18 protein-coding genes and 3 tRNA genes are annotated in these 22,959 nt (G+C 39.7%); 13 read left to right on the top strand and 8 right to left on the bottom strand.

Annotated features, from left to right (window positions below; translation table 11 throughout):
- Positions 1-147 precede the first annotated feature (147 nt).
- Both Aru01_RS07395 and Aru01_RS07390 read left to right on the top strand, forming a co-directional pair.
- Positions 148-221 (top strand) — tRNA-Cys (locus tag Aru01_RS07395).
- A 12-nt stretch (positions 222-233) separates the two neighbouring features.
- Positions 234-319: transfer RNA gene (locus tag Aru01_RS07390), tRNA-Leu, on the top strand.
- A 153-nt stretch (positions 320-472) separates the two neighbouring features.
- Here Aru01_RS07390 and Aru01_RS07385 read toward each other — a convergent pair.
- A complete protein-coding gene (locus Aru01_RS07385; RefSeq protein WP_016655337.1) occupies positions 473-2,221 on the bottom strand; it encodes an alkaline phosphatase D family protein in 1,749 nt (582 codons plus the stop codon).
- A gap of 225 nt (positions 2,222-2,446) precedes the next feature.
- On the opposite strand from Aru01_RS07385, the gene Aru01_RS07380 reads away from it, so the two are divergent.
- Positions 2,447-2,532 (top strand) — tRNA-Leu (locus Aru01_RS07380).
- Positions 2,533-2,845: 313 nt separating this feature from the next.
- Here the strand turns inward: Aru01_RS07380 and folP are convergent.
- The 3 genes from folP to rlmE all read right to left on the bottom strand — a co-directional run bounded on the left by folP (position 2,846) and on the right by rlmE (position 6,523).
- Complete coding sequence (gene folP / locus Aru01_RS07375; protein WP_016655336.1) at positions 2,846-3,706, bottom strand: dihydropteroate synthase; 861 nt, start codon at positions 3,704-3,706, stop codon at positions 2,846-2,848.
- 139 nt (positions 3,707-3,845) lie between these two features.
- Positions 3,846-5,735, bottom strand: a complete 1,890-nt coding sequence (ftsH, locus tag Aru01_RS07370; protein ID WP_016655335.1) for an ATP-dependent zinc metalloprotease FtsH — start codon at positions 5,733-5,735, stop codon at positions 3,846-3,848.
- A 137-nt stretch (positions 5,736-5,872) separates the two neighbouring features.
- Positions 5,873-6,523 (bottom strand): 23S rRNA (uridine(2552)-2'-O)-methyltransferase RlmE, encoded by a 651-nt coding sequence (gene rlmE, locus Aru01_RS07365; RefSeq protein ID WP_016655334.1) that lies wholly within the window; start codon positions 6,521-6,523, stop codon positions 5,873-5,875.
- A gap of 199 nt (positions 6,524-6,722) precedes the next feature.
- Here rlmE and yhbY point away from each other — a divergent pair, with 199 nt between their 5' ends.
- Together yhbY and Aru01_RS07355 are read left to right on the top strand one after the other, a co-directional pair.
- Complete coding sequence (gene yhbY / locus Aru01_RS07360) at positions 6,723-7,046, top strand: ribosome assembly RNA-binding protein YhbY (RefSeq protein ID WP_016655333.1); 324 nt, start codon at positions 6,723-6,725, stop codon at positions 7,044-7,046.
- A 20-nt stretch (positions 7,047-7,066) separates the two neighbouring features.
- A complete protein-coding gene (locus Aru01_RS07355; RefSeq protein WP_016655332.1) occupies positions 7,067-7,606 on the top strand; it encodes a DOMON-like domain-containing protein in 540 nt (179 codons plus the stop codon).
- A 108-nt stretch (positions 7,607-7,714) separates the two neighbouring features.
- On the opposite strand, the gene Aru01_RS07350 is transcribed toward Aru01_RS07355, so the two are convergent.
- Positions 7,715-8,140, bottom strand: coding sequence for a hypothetical protein (locus tag Aru01_RS07350; protein WP_016655331.1), 426 nt, complete (start codon positions 8,138-8,140; stop codon positions 7,715-7,717).
- Positions 8,141-8,561: 421 nt separating this feature from the next.
- On the opposite strand from Aru01_RS07350, the gene carA reads away from it, so the two are divergent.
- From carA to Aru01_RS07330, 4 genes are all read left to right on the top strand, one after another.
- Positions 8,562-9,716, top strand: a complete 1,155-nt coding sequence (carA, locus tag Aru01_RS07345) for a glutamine-hydrolyzing carbamoyl-phosphate synthase small subunit (protein ID WP_016655330.1) — start codon at positions 8,562-8,564, stop codon at positions 9,714-9,716.
- Positions 9,716-12,949, top strand: a complete 3,234-nt coding sequence (carB, locus tag Aru01_RS07340) for a carbamoyl-phosphate synthase large subunit (protein ID WP_016655329.1) — start codon at positions 9,716-9,718, stop codon at positions 12,947-12,949. Before carA ends, carB begins: the two co-directional genes overlap by 1 nt.
- Before the next feature lie 88 nt (positions 12,950-13,037).
- Positions 13,038-13,514 carry a transcription elongation factor GreA gene (gene greA / locus Aru01_RS07335; protein WP_016655328.1) on the top strand — a complete coding sequence of 159 codons (477 nt, stop codon included), beginning with the start codon at positions 13,038-13,040 and terminating at the stop codon, positions 13,512-13,514.
- A 294-nt stretch (positions 13,515-13,808) separates the two neighbouring features.
- The gene (locus Aru01_RS07330; protein ID WP_016655327.1) at positions 13,809-14,249 is read left to right on the top strand and encodes a universal stress protein; all 441 of its coding nucleotides are present in this window, start codon (positions 13,809-13,811) and stop codon (positions 14,247-14,249) included.
- 83 nt (positions 14,250-14,332) lie between these two features.
- Here Aru01_RS07330 and Aru01_RS07325 read toward each other — a convergent pair whose 3' ends face one another.
- A complete protein-coding gene (locus Aru01_RS07325; RefSeq protein ID WP_040331078.1) occupies positions 14,333-14,653 on the bottom strand; it encodes an MGMT family protein in 321 nt (106 codons plus the stop codon).
- A 28-nt stretch (positions 14,654-14,681) separates the two neighbouring features.
- The gene (locus Aru01_RS07320) at positions 14,682-16,181 is read right to left on the bottom strand and encodes a cation:proton antiporter (protein WP_016655325.1); all 1,500 of its coding nucleotides are present in this window, start codon (positions 16,179-16,181) and stop codon (positions 14,682-14,684) included.
- Positions 16,182-16,554: 373 nt separating this feature from the next.
- Here Aru01_RS07320 and trpS point away from each other — a divergent pair, with 373 nt between their 5' ends.
- The 4 genes from trpS to Aru01_RS07300 all read left to right on the top strand — a co-directional run bounded on the left by trpS (position 16,555) and on the right by Aru01_RS07300 (position 21,144).
- A complete protein-coding gene (gene trpS / locus Aru01_RS07315) occupies positions 16,555-17,568 on the top strand; it encodes a tryptophan--tRNA ligase (protein WP_016655324.1) in 1,014 nt (337 codons plus the stop codon).
- A gap of 416 nt (positions 17,569-17,984) precedes the next feature.
- Complete coding sequence (locus Aru01_RS07310) at positions 17,985-18,635, top strand: YqiJ family protein (protein ID WP_016655323.1); 651 nt, start codon at positions 17,985-17,987, stop codon at positions 18,633-18,635.
- A 12-nt stretch (positions 18,636-18,647) separates the two neighbouring features.
- Positions 18,648-20,360 (top strand): flotillin family protein, encoded by a 1,713-nt coding sequence (locus Aru01_RS07305; RefSeq protein ID WP_016655322.1) that lies wholly within the window; start codon positions 18,648-18,650, stop codon positions 20,358-20,360.
- Positions 20,361-20,613: 253 nt separating this feature from the next.
- Complete coding sequence (locus Aru01_RS07300; protein ID WP_016655321.1) at positions 20,614-21,144, top strand: copper resistance protein NlpE; 531 nt, start codon at positions 20,614-20,616, stop codon at positions 21,142-21,144.
- 131 nt (positions 21,145-21,275) lie between these two features.
- Here Aru01_RS07300 and Aru01_RS07295 read toward each other — a convergent pair whose 3' ends face one another.
- Entirely contained in the window at positions 21,276-22,877 is a 1,602-nt protein-coding gene (locus tag Aru01_RS07295) for an isocitrate lyase (RefSeq protein WP_016655320.1), read from the bottom strand.
- Positions 22,878-22,959: the final 82 nt, after the last annotated feature.

Genomic DNA, 22,959 nt, shown 5'->3' with positions numbered 1-22,959 from the left:
ATCTCCAGCATAGATACCAAGTAATTTTGCAAATCATACATGATAATTACAGCATTTTTTATTTAGATGTTGCTTTTATGTCCATCTTCACTGAATTATCTATTGTTTTTTTTTCAAAGGTTGCTAATATGTGCATCACCAAGAGATGGCGGGGTGGCAGAGTGGTCATGCAGCGGACTGCAACTCCGTGTACGCCGGTTCGATTCCGACCTCCGCCTCCAATCTTGGTCTACGCCCGGGTGGTGAAATAGGTAGACACAGGGGATTTAAAATCCCCCGCCCACAAAGCGTGCCGGTTCGAGTCCGGCCCCGGGCACCATTTTAAGAGAGTTAAAATGGTGCAATAAAAGATCCAGCTTAAGCTGGTTTTTTTATGTCTGAAATTTAACTTACCTCACTTAAATTCCTTTAAATATAAAAAACACCACCCACAGACAGTAAAAAACCAACTGTGGATGATGCGCTCTTATCGCTAAAGTTTTAGTGTTTCAAGTGTTGGTGTTAATGCTATTTTTGTACTTGTTGCGGTATCAAGCTTATAGTTTTTATCCTGTACTGTAGCGACATAAATCCATTGGCTATCTAAACGCTGCTCTGTGATATTCAGCAACATATATCCACGCTGACTTAAATTACAATAATTCAAATCGTCAACCAAAAGCGTAAAGGCTTGCTGTAACTGTTGAATACTGTCACTTTCTTGCACGTCTAAGTAATATTCAATCCCAGGTGATGACACTGAACTCACTGCGATTTCCACACCAACCTGCTGTAAATCTTCGGTGGTTAATTTTGCGGACCAAGCATTATGAGTATCACCTGCCAATACGATGACTTTTTTATTTAAATCCTTAATCATCTGAAAAATCATTTCACGCTCAGCAAAATACCCATCCCAAGCATCAAGATTATAAGGTGCTACCGTCAGTACCCGTGCCTTTTCCTGCTCAGTTAAACTTGGATCACCTTGCAACAAGCGCATCTTTAACACTAACAATGCCTTTACTTGCTCAAATATACCCGCCAAGTCTTCAGGTTGAGCGCTACCGTCCATAATCTTAGCGAGAGGGATAAGCAGCTCTACCGGTATTCGCATTTTCGCCATCAATACCTGTTGACCAATGATCTGCCATGTTGCAGTAGAGTGCATTAATTTTTTCTGCAACCAATCACGTTGAGTGATACCAATCATTTTACGTTTTGTATCAGTTAAATCCTTTTGAAATCGCACAAAGTCCATCCCCTGCGCGTTAATATAGTTTTTATATTCAAGCTGTTGATCACGATCCAAAATACGGGTATCTAACATCATCAAATTGACTAAATTACCAAACTCAAACTGACGGTAAATATTAAAATACTGCTTTGGTGCACTTGGTCGAATTGGCATCCACTCAAAATAAGCCTGTAAGGCAGCCAGTTTACGCTCTACAAATGATCCTTCATTTTCTTGGTGATTTTCCGCACCTTCACGCCATGCATCATTGGCTAGCTCATGGTCATCCCAGATCACAATAAACGGATGCCCTTGATGTAAAAGCTGTAAATCTAGATCAGTTCTATAGTGTGCATAACGTTTACGATAATCATCAAGTGTGATGATTTCTTTATTATTGTCTGGCGTAAATGCACGTCCTAACTTCTCAGCATTTTCTGTCGCATAGCCACCTTGGCCATATTCATAAATATAATCCCCCAAGTGAATGACCGCATCTAAATCATGCTTAGCCATTTCTCTATACACATGAAAATAACCCGCTGGGTAATTTGAACAGGAACATACCGCAAAGTTTACTGCCTGTGTTTGCTGCGGCAAAGTTTTCGTTTGTCCAATGACAGAGGTCTGATCAGCAAAACGGAACCGATAAAAATAACGCTGACCCGCTTGTAAACGATCTGCATCCACTTTGACACAAAAATCTTGTGCCTGATGGGTTTCTACACTCCCAGTATTGATAATCTGTTTAAAGTGCTCATCGCTGGCAATTTCCCATCTCACTTCCAGTCGCGCACTCAGATCATTTGGTGTCAATCTGGTCCATAAAATCACACGATCATGTAATGGATCACCACTTGCAACACCATGCAAAAAATAAGCTTGAACTGTAGCAGGTGTATCATCATCACTCCCACATGCAGTTAAAGCCACTGGCACAGATAATATCCCAAAGCTCGCAATAGTTTTTTGAATGAGCTCACGACGTGACAATTTCAAAGACATGTAATTCGCCTAATGTTGTTTGATTTCTACCCACCAATGTAGATATTTATTATTTAATCCCTGTATCAAATTGATGACACTGTCGTGAAAAATCACAATTAATCGAATAATTTTAAAGATATAGCTATGAGTTTAAGCATTCTTCACCGTTTTTGAATAAAAAGACAACAAACCATCTGCCAATATATTGCGTAGTTGCAAACACTGCTTTATCATTGCGCTCATGCCCGGGTGGTGAAATAGGTAGACACAGGGGATTTAAAATCCCCCGCCCACAAAGCGTGCCGGTTCGAGTCCGGCCCCGGGCACCATTTTAATTTAGTTAAAATGGTGTAATTAAAAAACCAGCTTTCGCTGGTTTTTTTGTGCCTATCATTTGGCATTTAATGGTTTTGTTTAATCCACACTATATTTATCTGCCGATTTGATTGAATCGATAAAGAAGGCACAACAATATCAATTTACTATTTGTTCAAGTCTATTTTCAAAAACCAACCAACTGAATCTCAAATTCATAATTAAAATAACTGTCTGACAATTGATTAATTTTTATATGATTTAAATCAAGTATAGGGAAATGCCCCTATACTTTCACGCAATCCATTACATCATAAGCCCAGGCTTTTATAGCAACGTTAAGGCCTGCATTGCTTGCCAAACCTTTAACGCATCTGCTGTGGCTTTAACATCGTGCACACGCAGCATGCATGCGCCCTGTTGCACACAGATTAAGTGTGCCATGACAGAGCTTACAGCACGCTGATCAGCTGCTGTTTCACCAATAATCTCACCTAAGAATCGCTTACGGGACAATGCAGACATCACTGGATAACCCAATTGATGTAATTGATCAAATTCATTTAACAGCTGTAAATTTTGTGCTGTATTTTTTGCAAAGCCAAACCCAGGATCTAAGATAATATGTTCAGCCTTTACACCTGCTCGTAGCGCTTGATCAATACGTTGTTGTAATTCTTGAATCACCTCAGTAGTCACATGATCATACTGTGCGAGACTGTTCATGGTGTCTGGCTCACCACGCATGTGCATTAAGATCACAGGAATATCAAGCGCTACAGCAGTCTCAAGCGCCTGAGGTCTCGTTAATCCTCTCACGTCATTCCAAATATGCGCTCCTACAGCCACAGCTTCACGCATGACAGCAGGCGTGGAAGTATCAATAGAAATAACCACATCGTATTGCGACAAAGCCTGTACCACTGGAATCACACGACGCATTTCTTCTTCTTCACTAACCACTGACGCACCCGGCCGAGTAGACTCGCCACCAACGTCAATAACCGTTGCACCATCAGCGATCATTTGTAATGCATGTTGAATTGCATGATCTGGTGCTAAATATTTACCACCATCGCTAAATGAATCAGGTGTAACATTTAATATGCCCATAATATGCGGTACTGATAAATCTAACTGCAAACGACCACATTGCAATTGATGTGCTGGCAAAGGCATTAACCGCATAACAAATTCTCTTCAAGTACAAATATACCCATCAGTTTAGCAAGACCGTAATCAGAGTTGCTGAATTAATTTCAAAAAAATCTCTCAATCAGGCAAAAAAAAGAGCCCTACAATGAGGACTCTTATTTAACGATTTGAATTAACTTACTGGCAATGGCGGAGGTGTAGATGGACCTTCGTTATTCACCAAGTCTGCAACTGGATTTTCTGCAACATAGACCTTCGGTGCGCGAGGTTCACGCCCCTCAATAATGTCACGAATTTGATCACGATCGATCGTTTCCCATTCCATCAAGGCCTTAACCATTACATGTGCCATCTCTTTATTATTTTCCAAGAGATCCCATGCAACTTTATATTGCTCATCAAGAATACGACGTACTTCCGCATCGACTTGTTGTTGAGTTGCTTCAGAAATCGTGCGGCTACCAATGCTGCCTAAGAAAGACTGTTGTGAATCATCTTCATAGACCATCACACCCATCTTATCTGACATACCGTACTTCGTTACCATCGCACGTGCCATTTTTGTTGCACGTTCAAAGTCATTTGAAGCACCTGTAGACTGCTGATTAACAAAAATTTCTTCAGCAATTCGGCCACCGAATAAAATTGAAATTTCTTTCAACATCTTATCTTTGTAGTGACTCGTTTGATCATGTTCAGGTAACTGCCAAGTTACACCCAATGCCCAACCGCGCGGCATAATCGTCACCTTATGCACAGGATCCGTACCTGGGAGTAATTCAGCGACAATCGCATGTCCAGATTCATGATAAGCCGTCGCACGACGCTCTTCTTCACGGATCACCATAGACTTACGCTCTGGCCCCATGTAGATCTTGTCTTTAGCATCTTCAAAATCATGCATATCAACAGTGTTCTTATTGCGACGTGCAGCAAATAATGCAGCTTCATTCACCAAGTTGGCTAACTGAGCACCAGAAAAACCTGGTGTACCGCGAGCCAATACCTGTACATCAACACCTGTAACAGAAGGCAACTTTTTCAAGTGTACATTTAAAATCTGTTCACGACCTTTAATGTCAGGCAAACCAACCATCACTTGACGGTCAAAACGTCCTGGACGTAATAAAGCTTTATCTAGAACATCAGCACGGTTTGTAGCAGCAATAACGATGATACCTTCATTGCCTTCAAAACCATCCATCTCAACTAACATTTGGTTTAATGTTTGCTCACGCTCATCATGACCACCACCTGTACCTGAACCACGATGACGACCAACAGCATCGATCTCATCAATGAAGATAATACATGGCGCATGTCGCTTGGCTTGCTCAAACATGTCACGCACACGAGATGCACCGACACCAACGAACATTTCTACAAAGTCTGAACCAGAAATACTAAAGAAAGGAACCTTTGCTTCACCTGCAATTGCTTTAGCAAGTAAAGTCTTACCTGTACCAGGAGGACCAACCATCAAAACACCCTTAGGAATTGTTGCACCTAAACGCTTAAATTTTGATGGGTCTTTTAAAAAGTCTACTATTTCAACAACTTCTTGTTTTGCTTCATCACAACCCGCAACATCAGTAAATGTAACTTTGATTTGATCTTCAGAAAGCATTTTTGCTTTTGACTTACCAAAGCTCATCGGGCCATTTTTACCACCTGCACCACCACCCATGTTACGCATAAAGAACATGAACAATAGAATAATCAACAGCACAGGGAAGCTAGCAATAAGCAATTGCATCAATAAACCCTGACGCTGTGGAGCAGTACCTTCAACAACGACATTATTCTTCGTTAAATTCGGCATTAGCTGAGGGTCTTCAATCTGAGGGCGAACACTCTCAAACTTTGACCCATTGGTTTTTTCACCGCTGATTTGCAAACCATCAATAGTCACTTGTTTGACTTGACCAGCATTCACCGCTGCAACGAATTGTGAGTAATTCATTTCATCTGGTTTATTGCGGTCACTGATGTTGCTGAAGATTAAAATCAGCACACCGAGTATAATGAGCCACAACACGGCATTTTTGAAGAGATCGCTCAAAGCTTTATTCCCATATCAATCTAATTCTGATCATGCCGAATTTGGATGACCTTTAACAAAAAAGCAATTATTACGTTTCGCAATAAATCACAAAAACCAACAAAATGCACGTAATTGAGTCTTTTGGCAAGTGTTGTTTATTGCGATAACTTTTTACGCCCCTGCCCTATTAAGAACACCTCTTTAGAGCGAGCCCGAGAAGCTGCAGGTTTTGCTGTTTTTAACACAGTAAAACTATCTACAACTTGTTTTCTAAATTCGTCAAAACCAACACCTTGGAATACTTTTACCACAAATTGTCCTTTAGGGTCTAACACCTTATTGGCAAAATCTAGCGCAAGTTCACACAAATAAATTTGTCTAGGTTGGTCAACGGCCTTATTACCTGATGTATTGGGGGCCATATCTGAAATTACAACGTCTACTCGGCGTCCATTTAAAATTTTTAACAATTCTTCAAAGACAGCTTCTTCTCGAAAGTCACCTTGCAAGAAGGTAACATCAGGCAATGCATCCATCTCTAAAATATCAGATGCAATCACTAAACCCTTGTCACCAACCAACTTTCCGGCGATTTGTGACCAGCTTCCAGGCGCTGCACCAAGGTCCACCACCGTCATACCTGGCTTAATGAGCTTATATTTTTCCTGTATTTCAAGTAACTTGTACGCTGCTCGAGCACGATAGCCTTCCTTCTGTGCTTTTTTCACAAAAGGGTCATCTAAATGCTCACGCATCCACGCACGACTACTTTTTGACAACTTTTGATTGGTAATGCGCGTAGCCATAACTCTCTATATTTACTAAATGTACTCTTTTCTGATTGTACGTGAAAATATAGTGCAATGCAGCATTGTTCTGCATTTGTCCTTCATGCCTGATCGAATATGACTTGCTTTAACTTATTTAGTTTTTTTATAGCAATATAGCAGCGTTTAAAGTTTTGCTTTGTTATAATGGGCCGTTTTTCTTTTCAGGTTATTTTTTATGGCAGCTTTATCTATACACGAACGTAAACGCTTACGCCAAATCGGACACGCACTAAACCCAGTAGTTATGATTGGTGGTCAAGGTTTAACTGAAGCTGTTATTGAAGAAACCAATCGCGCTTTAAACGATCACGAATTAATCAAAATCAAAATTGCTGGTGAAGATCGTGAAGCACGTCAAGCCGCTATTGCTGAAATCAGTCAAGTGACTGAAGCTGAAGTTGTGCAAACTATTGGTAAAATTGCGCTTCTCTATAAAAAAGCTAAATCACAAAATGCGAAACTTTCTAATTTAGTTCGTCACGCACATCTCACTAAATAAACCCAGCTGGTACTTATATTATGGCCAGCTATGAATTGGTTGCTTTTGATCGCAAATTTCGTGCTGTCAGCATTGTTTCTGCACTTGAGCAGCAAGCAAACAACATACTTAATCTAGGTTTCTGGTTAAACGATCCTGAACAACAAGTATGTTGGCCAACACTTGTTACAGCTCATCCTCGTCAAGACTTCCTTTGGAAAGATACCTGTTTTGAGGTCTTTCTTGGTGTTCAAGGTCGAGATGATTATAGAGAGATCAATTTGTCTGGCTCACAAGCTTGGCAAGCTTATCAGTTTGAGGAATACCGTTATCCAGAACAGTCTCCTCCTCCTGTAGCTCACGATATTGATTTAGTGAGCCTGAGCAAAACACACTATGGTCTAAGTGCAAAAATAGATCTGAGTGTTTGGTTGGATGCTGAAAATATTCGCTGGAATGATCTGTATCTTGGTTTAAGCGCGGTGATATCTACAGCTCAAGGTCAACACTATTTTGCAATGCAACATAGTGCTTCTGAGGCAGACTTTCACAATAAACATGATTGGTTACATCGCTTTTAAAACTGATGTCACTGTTGAGTAATAAGTAAAGCCACCCATATGCGGTGGCTTTAATTTTTCTAGTTCTACAGCACTTTAGTATTAATAAATTGAGGCGAGTCAAACATGCTATTGCTTCGCTTTATTCCACGCTTCTATACCACTTTCTTTAGAGCGTTTTAACGCCTCACTTAAATGTTCTTTATGTTTGGTCGAGATTTGTGAAACATCAACCTTTAGCTCATTAAGCAATTTAGTCAATTCCTCAAACAAACCACTCACTTCAGCTTTCGCAAAATTACCAAGTTCATGCAAACTTTTCTGAGAGTTTAACAATTGAGACTTAATTGAACTGATACTGTGCAGTAGTTCTTGCTTAATCGTACGAAATTGAGCGGTCATACCTGTTGCAACCTGAGATTCAGTTACAGTGTTTTTCTCTACAGCAGAAGTGATCACCTGCTCTACACGCTCAACCACAATATCTGGTTGTTTTTCCAACCTATCATTTTTTGAAGAACGGGTAGTTACCACTTTTTTTTCTTGTTCAACCATTTTCCCACCTCTAGTTATAATAAAAATGAACGTTCAGACTAACTGATTTGAAGTTAAAGAAAAGGATTCTAATCATAAATAAATACAGTTTTACACTTTGACTACAGGTCAACAGGATCACACTACAAATCTATTGACACGACTTACTTTACAAATCCTTCTACAACAACATAGCTTTGCATTATTTGATCCGAAATATTTTCACATCCTTCGACATTTAGCCTCAATGTAGACAACAATCAATTTATTTGAACTATTACTTAAATCAACATGGACTTTGCATACTTTAGTGCGTATAATGCGCTGTTAAGTTCAAGCGAGCAGACATAGGGAGGGTAGGTTTAAAACATAACCTTCCTTTTTTTTCGTCTACTCGCTTTTTTACAGCCTAAATTTGTGGTTTTAGTTCAGGAGCTTTGGTTTGAGCACCCCCGCCATTTTAGCCCTCGCAGATGGAACAATCTTTAAAGGTACATCCATCGGTGTTTCGGGTAGTACGACTGGTGAAGTCGTTTTTAATACAGCCATGACTGGCTATCAAGAAATTTTGACTGATCCAAGTTATGCACAACAGCTTGTCACGTTAACCTATCCACATATCGGCAACACGGGTTGCAACGAAGAAGATGTTGAATCGGGTCGTATTCACAAGGTTTGGGCGAATGGCTTAATCATTCGTGATCTACCTCTGTTGCATAGCAACTTCCGTTCAACTCAATCTCTTTCGGATTACCTCACTCAACATCAAGTTGTCGCAATCGCTGACATCGATACACGTAAATTGACCCGCATTCTTCGCGATAAGGGTGCTCAAAATGCATGTATACTTGCAGGTGATAACATCACTGAACAAGAAGCGTTAGAAAAAGCACGTGCTTTTGGTGGCCTAAATGGCCTAGACCTTGCTAAAGTATGCTGTGATCCTCAGGGTTTTGAATGGACTGAGGGTTCATGGGTATTAGGGCAAGGTTTTACTCAACCTGAATTAAAATTTCATGTTGTAGCATATGATTACGGTGTCAAAACCAACATCCTTCGTATGCTCGCGGATCGCGGATGTAAACTCACAGTTGTCCCTGCAGAAACCCCTGCGGCTAAAGTATTAGAACTTAATCCAGACGGCATTTTCCTTTCAAATGGTCCTGGCGATCCAGCCGCTTGTGACTATGCTATTGAAGCAGTGAAAACGATCGTTGACACCACAGATATTCCTGTATTTGGTATCTGTCTTGGTCATCAAATTTTAGCATTAGCTTCTGGTGCTAAAACAATCAAGATGAATCATGGTCACCACGGTGCAAACCATCCTGTACAAGATCTCGAAGCAGGTACTGTGATGATTACATCGCAAAACCATGGTTTCGCAGTTGATGCCGAGAGCCTACCAAGCAACTTAAAAGCAACGCACAAATCGTTGTTTGATAATACGCTACAAGGTATCCATCGTACGGACAAAGCAGCATTTAGTTTCCAAGGTCACCCTGAAGCGAGCCCAGGTCCTCATGACTGTGCCCCATTATTTGATCATTTCATTGAGCTTATCGAAGCCTCTCAACACAATAAAGGAGCCAAATAATGCCTAAACGTACGGATATTAAAAGCATCCTTATTATTGGTGCTGGCCCTATTGTGATTGGACAAGCATGTGAGTTTGACTACTCAGGTGCACAAGCATGTAAAGCCTTACGTGAAGAAGGTTTTCGCGTTATTTTGGTGAACTCTAACCCAGCCACCATCATGACTGACCCGACAATGGCTGATGCAACTTATATTGAGCCAATTACTTGGCAAACTGTTGCTCAAATCATTGAAAAAGAACGTCCAGATGCGATCCTCCCAACTATGGGTGGCCAGACTGCATTGAACTGTGCTTTAGCATTGGATGAGCATGGTATTTTAGAAAAATACAATGTAGAGCTCATTGGTGCATCTAAAGAAGCAATTAATAAAGCAGAAGACCGCAAGCTTTTTGATGAAGCAATGCGCAAAATTGGTCTTGAATGCCCTCGCGCTGCTGTTGCTGAAACCATGGAAGAAGCATTAAAAATCCAAGCTGGTTTTGGCTTCCCTGTGATCATCCGCCCATCATTTACAATGGGTGGTTCAGGTGGCGGTATCGCATATAACCGCGAAGAATTCCTTGAAATCTGTGAACGTGGTTTTGACTTATCACCGACACACCAACTACTCATCGATGAATCATTGATTGGTTGGAAAGAATATGAAATGGAAGTTGTCCGTGACAAAAAAGACAACTGTATCATTGTATGTTCAATCGAAAACTTTGACCCTATGGGCGTTCACACTGGCGACTCAATCACTGTTGCGCCTGCTCAAACACTGACAGACAAAGAATACCAATTGATGCGTAATGCATCTTTAGCTGTACTTCGCGAAATCGGTGTCGAAACAGGCGGTTCAAATGTACAGTTCGGTATCTGTCCTGATACTGGCCGTATGGTGGTGATTGAGATGAACCCACGTGTATCTCGTTCATCTGCATTGGCTTCTAAAGCAACAGGTTTCCCGATTGCTAAAGTTGCAGCAAAACTTGCTGTAGGTTATACCCTTGATGAGTTGAAAAATGACATCACAGGTGGTGTAACTCCAGCGTCTTTTGAGCCATCAATTGACTATGTTGTAACTAAGATTCCACGTTTCAACTTTGAAAAATTCCCACAAGCTGAAACTGTACTGACGACTCAGATGAAATCTGTAGGTGAAGTCATGGCCATTGGTCGTAACTTCCAAGAGTCTGTACAAAAAGCGCTTCGTGGTCTTGAAGTTGGCGTATGTGGTTTTGACGAAAAACTTGAAGCGAATGAAAGCAAAGCCAAAGAAAAAATCTTGGTTGAACTTAAAGTTCCAGGTCCTGAGCGTATTTGGTACGTTGCGGATGCATTCCGTCACGGTATGAGCTTGGATGAAGTTTTTGAAGCAACTAAAATTGACCGTTGGTTCTTGATTCAAATTCAAGACATTATCAAGACTGAAGAGCAAATCAAAACTTTAGGTTTTGGTGATCTTACTGCTGAAAATATCCGTGGATTTAAACGTAAAGGTTTATCTGATCTTCGTATCAGTGACTTAATGGGTATTTCACAGAAGCAATTCCGTAAGCATCGCTGGAATCTTGGTGTTTATCCAGTTTATAAACGCGTAGATACTTGTGCGGCTGAGTTCGAGTCAGATACTGCTTATATGTATTCGACTTACGACGAAGAGTGCGAATCTAATCCGTCAAACAAAGACAAGATCATGGTCATCGGTGGTGGTCCAAACCGTATTGGTCAAGGTATTGAATTTGACTATTGCTGTGTACACGCTGCACTTGCAATGCGTGAAGACGGTTATGAAACAATCATGGTGAACTGTAACCCTGAAACTGTTTCAACAGATTATGACACTTCAGATCGTTTGTATTTCGAACCAATTACACTTGAAGATGTACTTGAAATTGTACGTAATGAAAAACCGAAAGGCATCATTGTACAATATGGTGGTCAAACACCATTAAAATTGGCTCGTGCGCTTGAAGAAGCTGGTGCGCCAATCATTGGTACTTCTCCTGATGCAATTGACCGTGCAGAAGACCGTGAACGTTTCCAACAAATGATTCAACGTCTCAATCTACGTCAGCCAAACAACAGTATTGTTAAGTCCGCAGACGAAGGTATTCGTGAAGCAGAGAAAGTTGGCTTCCCATTGGTAGTTCGTCCATCTTATGTACTTGGTGGCCGCGCAATGGAAATCGTCTACAACGACGAAGAGCTTAAGCGCTACTTACGTGATGCAGTACAAGCATCAAACGAAGCACCTGTTCTTCTTGACCGTTTCTTAGATGATGCAATCGAAGTTGACGTAGACTGTGTTTCTGATGGTAAAGATGTTGTTATTGGCGGTATCATGCAACACATCGAACAAGCAGGTATTCACTCAGGTGACTCTGCATGTTCAATTCCACCGTATTCATTGTCTGATGACATCCAAAATGAAATGCGTCGCCAAACTGTAGCGATGGCAAAAGAACTTGGTGTTGTGGGACTAATGAACGTACAGTTTGCGGTTAAAGGCGAAGATGTTTATATCCTCGAAGTTAACCCACGTGCTTCACGTACTGTGCCATTTGTTTCTAAGTGTATTGGTGAATCTTTAGCAAAAGTTGCTGCACGTTGTATGGCAGGCCAATCTTTAGCTTCTCAAGGCTTTACTAAAGAAATCATTCCAGCACATTACTCAGTAAAAGAAGCGGTATTCCCTTTCAATAAGTTCCCTGGTGTAGACCCTATCCTTGGACCTGAAATGAAATCTACCGGTGAGGTTATGGGTGTAGGCAAATCATTCGGTGAGGCTTTCTATAAAGCTGTACTCGGTTCAAATGATCGCTTACCAGGTAAACCGACAGAAGGCGAAATTAAACATGCCTTTATCTCTGTCCGTGATTCTGACAAACAACGTGTAGTTGGTGTAGCATCACAATTGGTTGACCTTGGCTTTAAAGTTATCGCTACTGGCGGTACTTATGATGTCATCCAAGCTGCTGGTATTGCTTGTGAGCGTGTAAACAAAGTTACTGAAGGTCGTCCAAATATTGTGGACCGCTTGAAAAATGGCGAAATTCACCTCATTATCAACACTACTGAAGGTAAACAAGCACAGCAGGATTCGTGTTACATCCGCCGTTCAGCACTACAAGGTAAAGTGTATTACACCACTACCCTCAACGGTGCAGAAGCAGTTTGCCAAGCACTTGCGATTCAATTGCCGATGGATGTTTATCGTTTGCAAGATTTACAAGTTGTAGGTTAATTCTCTACCGATCAATCCCGCTACTTGATCGGTGGCGGGATTTTTTATTTTTGAGTTATCAATTTTTCTTACTAGCAGAGGGACAACAATGCAACGTTATCCTATGACTCCCGAAGGCAAAGAAGCCCTAGAGAAAGAGTTACACCAATTAAAATCAGTTGATCGTCCACGCATTACAGCTGCTATTGCAGAAGCACGTGAACATGGGGATCTCAAAGAAAATGCTGAGTACCATGCCGCTCGTGAACAGCAAGGCTTTTGTGAAGGACGCATTCAAGATATTGAAGGCAAGTTAGGGGCTGCACAAGTTATTGATATCAATGAACTTGAGCACAATGGCCGTATCGTATTTGGTGTAACGGTAACGATTGAAAACCTTGACACCGAAGAAAGAAAAACCTATAAAATCGTCGGTGATGATGAGGCTGATTTTAAAATCAATAAAATATCTGTTAACTCTCCCATTGCACGGGGTTTATTAGGTAAATACGAAGGTGATGATGCCAAAATCGTAACGCCTCAAGGAGAGGTTGAGTACGAAGTAGTTTCTGTAGAATATATTTAATCGGTTCCCGTATTTTCCTAAAAAAGCCAGCTCTTCTTAGCTGGCTTTTTTATTTTCGCAACTTGGATCACATTTATATTTAGTTTTATCTAGTAGTATATTTTTATAGAGACATACTAAGTTTATCAATTACCTAGCAGCGTCTAACAATATATTATCCTTAGGAATTTAATAGGTTTTATATTATATAAATACCAGTTATGATCTAGACAGATGACATGGTTTTAACATCATCAACAATATACTAACAGTTTGATTTTTTATGACTTGCGACAACAATAAGGAGAGATCTTCATGACTTATCAAAATATTCTAGTACCTGTGGACGGCTCAGAAACTGCTATGACAGTGGTAAAACACGCTGCTGAATTAGCTAAAAAATTTAACAGTAAAGTTACTGTCGTTCAGGTAATGACACTGGACCCGTATATTGCTTCAGAATATTTCGCTTATGGTCAATCAAATCAATTGATTGAGCGTGCACGCAATTTTATTAAGGAAAATATTGAAAAAGCTCAACAAGCATTTGCGGCTGAGGGTATTGATGTAGAAACGCTATTGCTTGAAGGTGAAAATATTCATCAAACGATTGCTCAAGCAGTTGCAGACCATAAAATCGACCTTGTAGTATTAAGCTCACATGGTCGCACGGGAATTAAGAAACTCTTCTTAGGAAGTGTTGCCCAAAGCTTGATTACTGAATTAAATATTCCAGTGCTGGTAGTAAAAAGCTAGTCTATGATTACTTTTAGAATAAAATCTATATTCTAAATATATTAAGCCTCGCAATAGCGAGGCTTAATATTATTCAAAAGCGCTTAAGGCTGCCATTGAAATACTTTTAGATTGACCTTTCCATTCAGAACGATCACCCCTTCTTGCATAAGTTTTAAACTCTGAAGATTTTCGCCTGCAGCATTATATTTTTCTATACGAATCACACCCTGACTATTCAATACCCGATGCCAAGGTAATTCACTCGTTGCATCGAGTTGAGACAAAACTCTGCCAACAAGCCTCGCATGTCTGGGTAAACCAGCAAGTCGAGCAACTTGCCCATAACTTGCCACTTTACCGTAGGGAATCAATTGTACGACTGCAACAATTAATTGTGCGAGCTCTGCACTTTGCTTATTCATCCCCTGTCCATTCATTGCCAAGTTATCCTTAGAAATTACCCGGCTGCTCTAAGCGTTTTAACTCTTCGGCTTTATCAGGGCGATGTAATGTTGCAACACCATCTTCTGTTTTTTCGTCAACAAAGCTTTCTGGCTTATAGATGGTAATGGTTTCATTACCATATTTATCTTCACCCACGATGTATTTATACTCCTTACGATTGAGCTTATTACACATGCGCTGATACCAGCCCTTAAAACCTCGTTTCTCTTCATTCGGGTTATAATAAAATGCATTCATCACAGCAGGTAAACCTAAACCACAAACAACACCTGACAGTAATACACTGATAAATGTATATCCAATTAAAATACTGCTGTACTGACGTAATTCAGGAATGTTTGCAACAGCGAGGATTAATGCCAACGAGATCCCACCACGCACTCCACCCCAAGATAAGATCACCAAACTACCGTTGTAGCTCTTTTGTCGGAAACTTGGAAAAAATGCAAAGGATAAAAAGTTTGCTGCAAAACGCGATAAGTGCAATAAAACAAAGGCGACAATACCGCCAAAGATTAGACTAGAACTTAAATCCAAGATAAAAATTTCTAGGCCAATCAAAGTAAAAAGAAAAGAGTTGATAATACCTTCTACAGTATGCCAAAAATGGTTCACCTCACGTACTTCACGCTCAGCTAAAATCTCTCCCCATTTATTACCAACGATTAGACCACCAATCACACAGGCAATAGGTGCGGAAGCATGGGCAAAAAGAGCCACCAAATAAGAACCACAAGCCAGTAGTGCTGTGGTTAAAATCAGAGACTCCATCTCATGTTTACCTTTAAGTAAACGCAATATCCCTAATCCAAAAGCCCAACCAATCACAACAGCAACAACAATCTCATAGAGCAAAGTCTGTAAGGTGGCCAGTAAGCTAAAATGCTCCCCCTCTAAGACATTTAACAGTGTCATAAAGATCGCAATACACATGGCATCATTAAATAATGACTCACCTTCAAGCTTAATCATTAAATGATGCGGAGCGCGTACAGAGCTTAATACACCTTTAACCCCAATCGGGTCAGTCGCAACTAATGCAGATCCCAATAGGAATAAGATTAAAATCGGGACAGGCTCACCAATCAGATACTGGAAACCATATAACAGTCCACCGTAAAAAACAGCACACAATACCAAAGCTATGGTTGCCAAAATACCAATCGGCTTCCAAAAGGTTCTTAAATCAGAAACTTTAAACTTAAGTGCGGATGAGGTTAAAATAAAACAAATTACACCGTTCACAAGAAAGTCATAAAAATCGATTTTACGAACTGCGTCCTCAATACTATGAATATTAATAGTGATAAACTGATTGCCACTTAATAAACTCGCCCCCCACTGCAATATAAAGACCAAAATTGCAGAAACAATTGGTACGCCTATTGCCTGTGGAAAACCTAAAATTCGTTTATTAAATATGGTCGTCACAATAGATAACGCAAAAATTACCGTAAAAAACTGTAGTAGAAAATAATTACCCATGCGACTCCTAACCATTAGTTTTTATTTCAAATTTGGTTGCCACCAGCAATTGATGGACACGATATTGTATATTGATAGAACCAGCAAAAAAAACAAAAGTATTATTTTTCACTATTTTTTAACTTTATGCTTATAAAAATTAACGCTCATATCTATGATTTATGAATCAATTTACTGATTTGGGTCTCTAATCAAGGATTAAAAAATACTGGTGAGCACAAAGTTAAGCAATTCACACTATTTTTTACTTGAGTTTATCTACGATTTGTTTTTTTCTTACTGACATAAAAAAAAATATTCCCGTACAATGTACGCTATTCATCAAAGCACAATCATTGAGCAATGTGCATTTACAGAAAGATTGGAATAGTTAATGAGTAATCTAGATTCGCGTCCTATTATTTTGACTGGAGATCGTCCAACAGGACAATTACATTTAGGCCATTTTGTTGGTTCACTACGTTCACGCGTTGGTCTACAAGACTCTCATCACCAACACTTACTATTAGCTGATGCTCAGGCGTTCACTGATAATGCTGATAATTTTGAAAAAGTTCGCCGCAATATTATCGAAGTTGCAACTGATTATTTAGCTGTTGGTATTGATCCAACTAAAACAACAATTTGTGTTCAATCTAGCTTACCAGCACTTAATGAACTCACCATGCTATATCTGAATTTTGTCAGCGTGGCACGTCTTGAGCGCAACCCAACCATTAAAGCTGAAATTCAATTACGTGGTTTTGAACGTGATATTCCAGCTGGATTTTTATGTTACCCAATCGCTCAAGCAGCAGATATCACAGCATTTAAAGCCACTGTGGTTCCTGTTGGTGAAGACCAAATTCCAATGATTGAGCAAACCAATGAAGTTGTGCGTCGTATTAATCGCCAGATTGGACACGACCTACTTCCAGAATGCAAAGCATTACTATCAAACATGAGCCGTTTGCCTGGTTTTGATGGTAAAGCGAAGATGTCTAAATCATTAGGCAATACCATCGTCTTGGATGCCACGGATAAAGATATTAAAAAAGCTGTCAATGCGATGTATACCGATCCAAATCATTTGCGTATTGAAGATCCAGGTCAAGTTGAGGGTAATATTGTCTTTACTTATCTCGATGCCTTTGATCCAAATAAAGAAGAAGTTGAAGAGTTGAAAGCGCATTATCGTCGTGGCGGTTTAGGCGATGGTACTGTCAAAAAGCGTCTTGAAGGCGTATTAAAAGAACTCATTGGACCTATCCGTGAGCGTCGCATGGAGCTTGCAAAAGATCCTGATTACATCTTGGACATCTTGCGCACTGGTACAGACAAGTGTCGAGATATTACACAACAAACTTTAGATGAAGTGAAAGCAGGTTTAGGGGTTTTTCGCTTCTAAGTCGATTTATATTGTTGAATATCAATTCATAATATAAATATAGCCTACATGTAGAGAGGATACCTACTTGCGAAAACCTCATATAAATTAACGTGATATTACACTTAATTACGCGAATACCAATGAGTCTGCAGGTGAATTTATCTATTATCTCTACATGGCATGGACTCAGTTGATTCCATATCCTCCAACTTAACCGAAGCTGTGAAAGCAGATTCGTTGTTCTACGCAATGATCACCCCAATCATTGCGTATTTTTTTATCTAAAATTCATAATTTCTTTTTTTCTTGCAAGCCGCTGCTGTAGCTTATAATATGTGCTAATTAAATTTTAAATAAATCTAACTCATTTATTTATCTAATACTATTTCAAATAATTAACTTATTTTACAGATATTACGGGTAATTTATATCTTATGTTATGGCAATTATTTATAGAGCCTGCCAATTTAGTTTTTAGCATCAGTTTATGTTTAATGCTGTTTTTAGGTATTACTGAGGCCATTCTTTTATTAGTTGGCTCAAGTAGCCAAGGTTTATTAGAACAATTTCTTCCTGATCAAATTACTGGCCAACATGTTGAATTACAAACTGTAGAAAATAATTCAGCATTTGTAAGTCTTTTAGAATGGCTATATCTCGGCAAAGTACCTTTGCTGATTTGGTTCGTCATTTTCCTCACGGTATATGCCCTATTTGGCTTCATCGGCCAGTCCTTAATTTATACAGTGTCTGGACACTATTTATCTATCTGGATTGCTGCACCTGCAAGTTTGCTATTGTGTATGCCTCTAGTACGCTTTAGTGCTCTCATAATTGCCAAAATTTTACCTCAAGACCAAAGCACAGCGATCTATAGTGATGAACTTATTGGCAGAACAGGGATAATTATACTAGGTGAAGCTAAGCCTAATTCTCCAGCACAAGCCAAAGTGAAGGATCAATTTGGTTTAACCCACTACGTTTTAGTCGAACCTGAAACAGATACTATTTATGTTCAAGGACAACACGTTGTCTTAACACAACGCACTACACTGGGTTTTAAAGCTACATCAGAATTTATTTAAAAGAGACAATAAATGTTTAATTCAACTTTTTATCAAATTATCACAATTGCAGGGATTATCTTAGCGGCACTCGTTGTTATAGGGATCATTGTTGCACGCCTTTATAAGAGATCAAGTAAAGAAGTTTCTTTCGTACGAACTGGTTTAAGTGGTGAAAAAGTCATACTAGATGGTGGTGCAATCGTACTGCCTGTCTTACATGAAGTTATTCCTGTAAACATGAATACCCTACGTCTTGAAGTAAAACGTGCTGCTGATCAAGCACTCATTACGCGTGATCGTATGCGTGTTGATGTAATGGCCGAATTTTATGTGCGTGTAAAACCGACAGCCGAATCTATCGCCACTGCAGCACAAACGCTCGGTAAAAAAACCATGTCACCGCAGGAACTTAAAGATTTGGTCGAAGGTAAATTTGTCGACTCTTTACGTGCCGTTGCTGCTGAAATGGCGATGGAAGAACTTCATGAGAAGCGTGTAGATTTTGTTCAAAAGGTGCAACAAGTCGTTTCTGAAGATCTATTTAAAAATGGTCTCGAACTTGAAACAGTATCGTTGACCGGTCTAGATCAAACTGGTTTTGAGTATTTCAACCCACAAAATGCCTTCGATGCAGAAGGTTTAACGAAGTTAACTGAAACGATTGAAGATCGTCGTAAAAAGCGTAACGATATTGAGCAAGATGCGGATCTCGCAATAAAAGCTAAAAATCTAGAAACAGAACAAGCACGTTTACAGATTTTACGTGAAGAAGAGTACGCAAAACTTCAACAAGAGCGTGAAATCTCAATTCGCCGTGCAGAACAACTTGCAGAAATTTCAACTCAAGAAGCTGCAAAAAAACGTGAAGCCGAAGAAGCTCAAATCGCTGCAAATCGTGAAGTCGAATTAAAACGTATTGCTTCTGCGCGTGATGTTGAAAATGAAAACATTATTAAAGCTCAGCAAATTCAAAAAGCCCAAGTTGAACAAAAGAAAACCATCGAGCTTGCTGAACAAGACCGTGCAATTGCAATTGCTGAAAAATCTCGTGCAGAGTCAGAAGCCAAAGCTCAGGCTGATTTAGCACGTGCTCAAGCAGTTAAAGCAGAGGAAGAAGTACTTACTGTACGTGAAACACAGCGTGCAGAGCGTGCCAAAGCTGTAGATTTGGTTGCCGCAAAGCAAGAAGCTGAAAAAGATGCAATTTCGATTACAGTTGCGGCAGAAGCAGGTAAAAAAGCAGCAGTCGACGAAGCTGAGGCAATCCGCATTAGTGCTGAAGCTGATGCTGAAAAACAGCGCCTCAAAGCCAAAGGTGAATCTGATGCAAAAATCTTATTGGCCCTTGCACAAGAAAAACAATATCAAGTTGATGCTGAAGGTACTCGTGCTGTCAACGAAGCCAACAATATTTTGTCTACAGAACAAGTAGAAATGCAAGTACGTTTAGCATTAATTAAATACTTGCCTGAGATCATCCGTGAAAGCGTTAAGCCGATGGAAAATATTGATGATATTAAGATACTCCAAGTCAACGGCTTAGGTGGTGTAGGTGGCTCTACAGCTTCGAGTACTGATGAATCAGGACAAGTTGCTCTATCAGACCAAGTCGTAAATAGTGCCTTACGCTATCGTTCACAAGCACCATTAATTGATAGCCTGATGAATGAGTTAGGTATCCAAGGTGGTGACATCAATGGACTAACTCAAAGTCTAAAAAAAACAGCTAGTCCACAAGACTAAACTATTCAGCGTTGAAATGGATTCTCTTTTCAACGCTGTATTTTTATAGAAATTTCCTTATGCAATAATTTTGCAACAAAAGTAAACGAATACTCAAACAGTTAAAAAAATAAAATAAATATTTAATATTCAGCAAGTTATTAACAAACCAACTTCAACCTAGTTTAAAACTTAGGTTGAATTTTTTTTGCAAAATTATTGATAATATTGTTTAGTATGCAAACGTAGACTTTTATTTTATATAGGAAAAATCATGAAAAAAACATTACTTGTTCTATCACTGAGTACACTTGCCTTAGCAGCATGTTCAAAAACAAATCAAAATACAACTGACAGCACGAGTACATCACAAACAGCTGAAGTTACTGCAAGTCAAGTTGTTGAAACAGTAGCTAGCCAAGTCACCGAAACGGCTGCTAGTGCAGTAGAAGCCATTAAACCGTCTGTTGAAGGCAATGCACAAGCCAGCCTTGATTGGAATGGTAGCTATAAAGGTATATTGCCATGTGCAAGCTGTGAAGGTATAGAAACCAAGCTTACTTTAAATGCAGATAAAACATATGAGTTATCTCAAACCTACCTCGGAAAAGGTGATGCCAAAGCGATCATCACTAAGGGTAAGTTTAGCTTTGATAAAACAGGCAACATTGCAGTACTCGATGAAGCAGCAGAGAAAAGCCAATACTTCGTTAGCGAAAATCACATCATTGCACTCGATCAAGATGGCAATATTATCCAAGGTAACTTAGCTAAAAACTATGAACTACAAAAACAAAGCCACTAATCTTTCTTTTTAACAGTATTTGTTTTTTAAAATTACGAGGTGCCTATTGGCACCTCGTTTTTATTTAAACATCAGATATAAAAAAACCCTGTAGTTGATAACTACAGGGTTTTTTGATTACCAATCGCTACTTAAGCAGAGAATTGGTTCATTGTGTTTTTAGCATCATCATGTGCTTTCAACGCGTTGTCACCAGAGAAGATTTCTTTGTGATCATCACCGATGTCAGAACCCGCCATTGCTTGGTGTTTAACACAAGCGATACCACCACGGATTTCTTTACGTTGTACGCCAGCAACATAAGCCAACATACCTTCTGAACCGAAGTAACCTTGTGCAAGCTCATGAGTAGAAAGCGCTGCAGTGTGGTAAGTCGGAAGTGTGATCAAGTGATGGAACACACCAGCTTCACGAGAAGCATCAGCTTGGAATGTACGAACTTTTTCGTCAGCATCAGCAGCTAATTCAGTGCTGTCATACTCAGCGCTCATTAATTTAGCACGGTCATATGCAGAAACGTCTTTACCTTCAGCAACCCAACGGTCATAAGCTTGTTGACGGAAGTTCAATGTCCAGTTAAATGATGGGCTGTTGTTATAAACAAGCTTCGCATTTGGAACAACTTCTTTAACACGGTTAACCATGTGAGCGATTTCATCTACGTTTGGAGTTGCAGTTTCGATCCAAAGTAAATCAGCACCGTTTTGTAAGCTAGTTACGCAGTCAAGTACTACACGGTCAATTTGCGTGTTTTCACGGAATTGATATAGACCAGAAGCTAAACGCTTAGGACGGTGTAATTTACCATCACGTTTAATTAAGATTTCGTCTTCTTCTGCATCAGCGATATCAACTTCAGAAGTTTCTAAGTAGCTAATGTACTGAGAAGCAATGTCACCTGGCTCTTTAACCACTGGGATTTTTTGAGTCAAGTCAGCGCCTTCAGAGTCAGTACGTGCAACGATCACACCGTCATCTAGACCCATTTCAAGGAATGCATAACGTAATGCATGGATTTTAGCGATGAAGTCTTCATGTGGAACAGTAACTTTACCAGCTTGGTGACCACATTGTTTAGCATCAGAAACTTGGTTTTCGATTTGTAGTGCACAAGCACCCGCTTCGATCATTTTCTTAGCAAGTAAGTAAGTTGCTTCTTCGTTACCGAAACCAGCATCGATGTCCGCAATGATTGGCACAACGTGAGTTTCAAAGTTATCGATTTGTGCAGTGATTTCAGCTGCTTTAGCAGTATCACCAGCATCTTGTGCTTTTTTAAGTGCACGGAACAAATCGTTTAATTCTTTAGCGTCAGCTTGACGTAAGAAAGTATAGATTTCTTCGATCAATGCAGGAACAGAAGTTTTCTCATGCATAGATTGGTCAGGAAGTGGACCGAACTCTGAACGAAGTGCAGCAACCATCCAACCAGAAAGGTAGATATAACGTTTATTTGTAGTGCCAAAATATTTTTTGTTGGCAATCATTTTTTGTTGTGCAATAAAACCGTGCCAGCAGCCTAAAGACTGAGTGTATTTGCTTGAATCAGCATCATATTCAGCCATATCACGACGCATAATTGCTGCAGTGTATTTTGCAATGTCTAAACCAGTTTTGAAACGGTTTTGTAATTGCATACGTGCTGCATCTTCAGGACTGATGTCCGCCCAAGTATTTCCAAATTTCGCTTTTAATTCACGAATTGCATCAATCGCTGTTTGGTAAGTTGTCATGATATTTTCCTGTATTAATTTTAGGATTTCATCAGTCGAAGTACTAAATCCAATGTATAGGATACTGTTTAGATTTAGACCG

This window comes from Acinetobacter rudis (assembly GCF_000829675.1).
Lineage (GTDB): Bacteria > Pseudomonadota > Gammaproteobacteria > Pseudomonadales > Moraxellaceae > Acinetobacter > Acinetobacter rudis.
The sequence above is the reverse complement of the archived record's forward strand: the minus strand, read 5'-3'. Positions and strand labels throughout refer to the sequence as shown.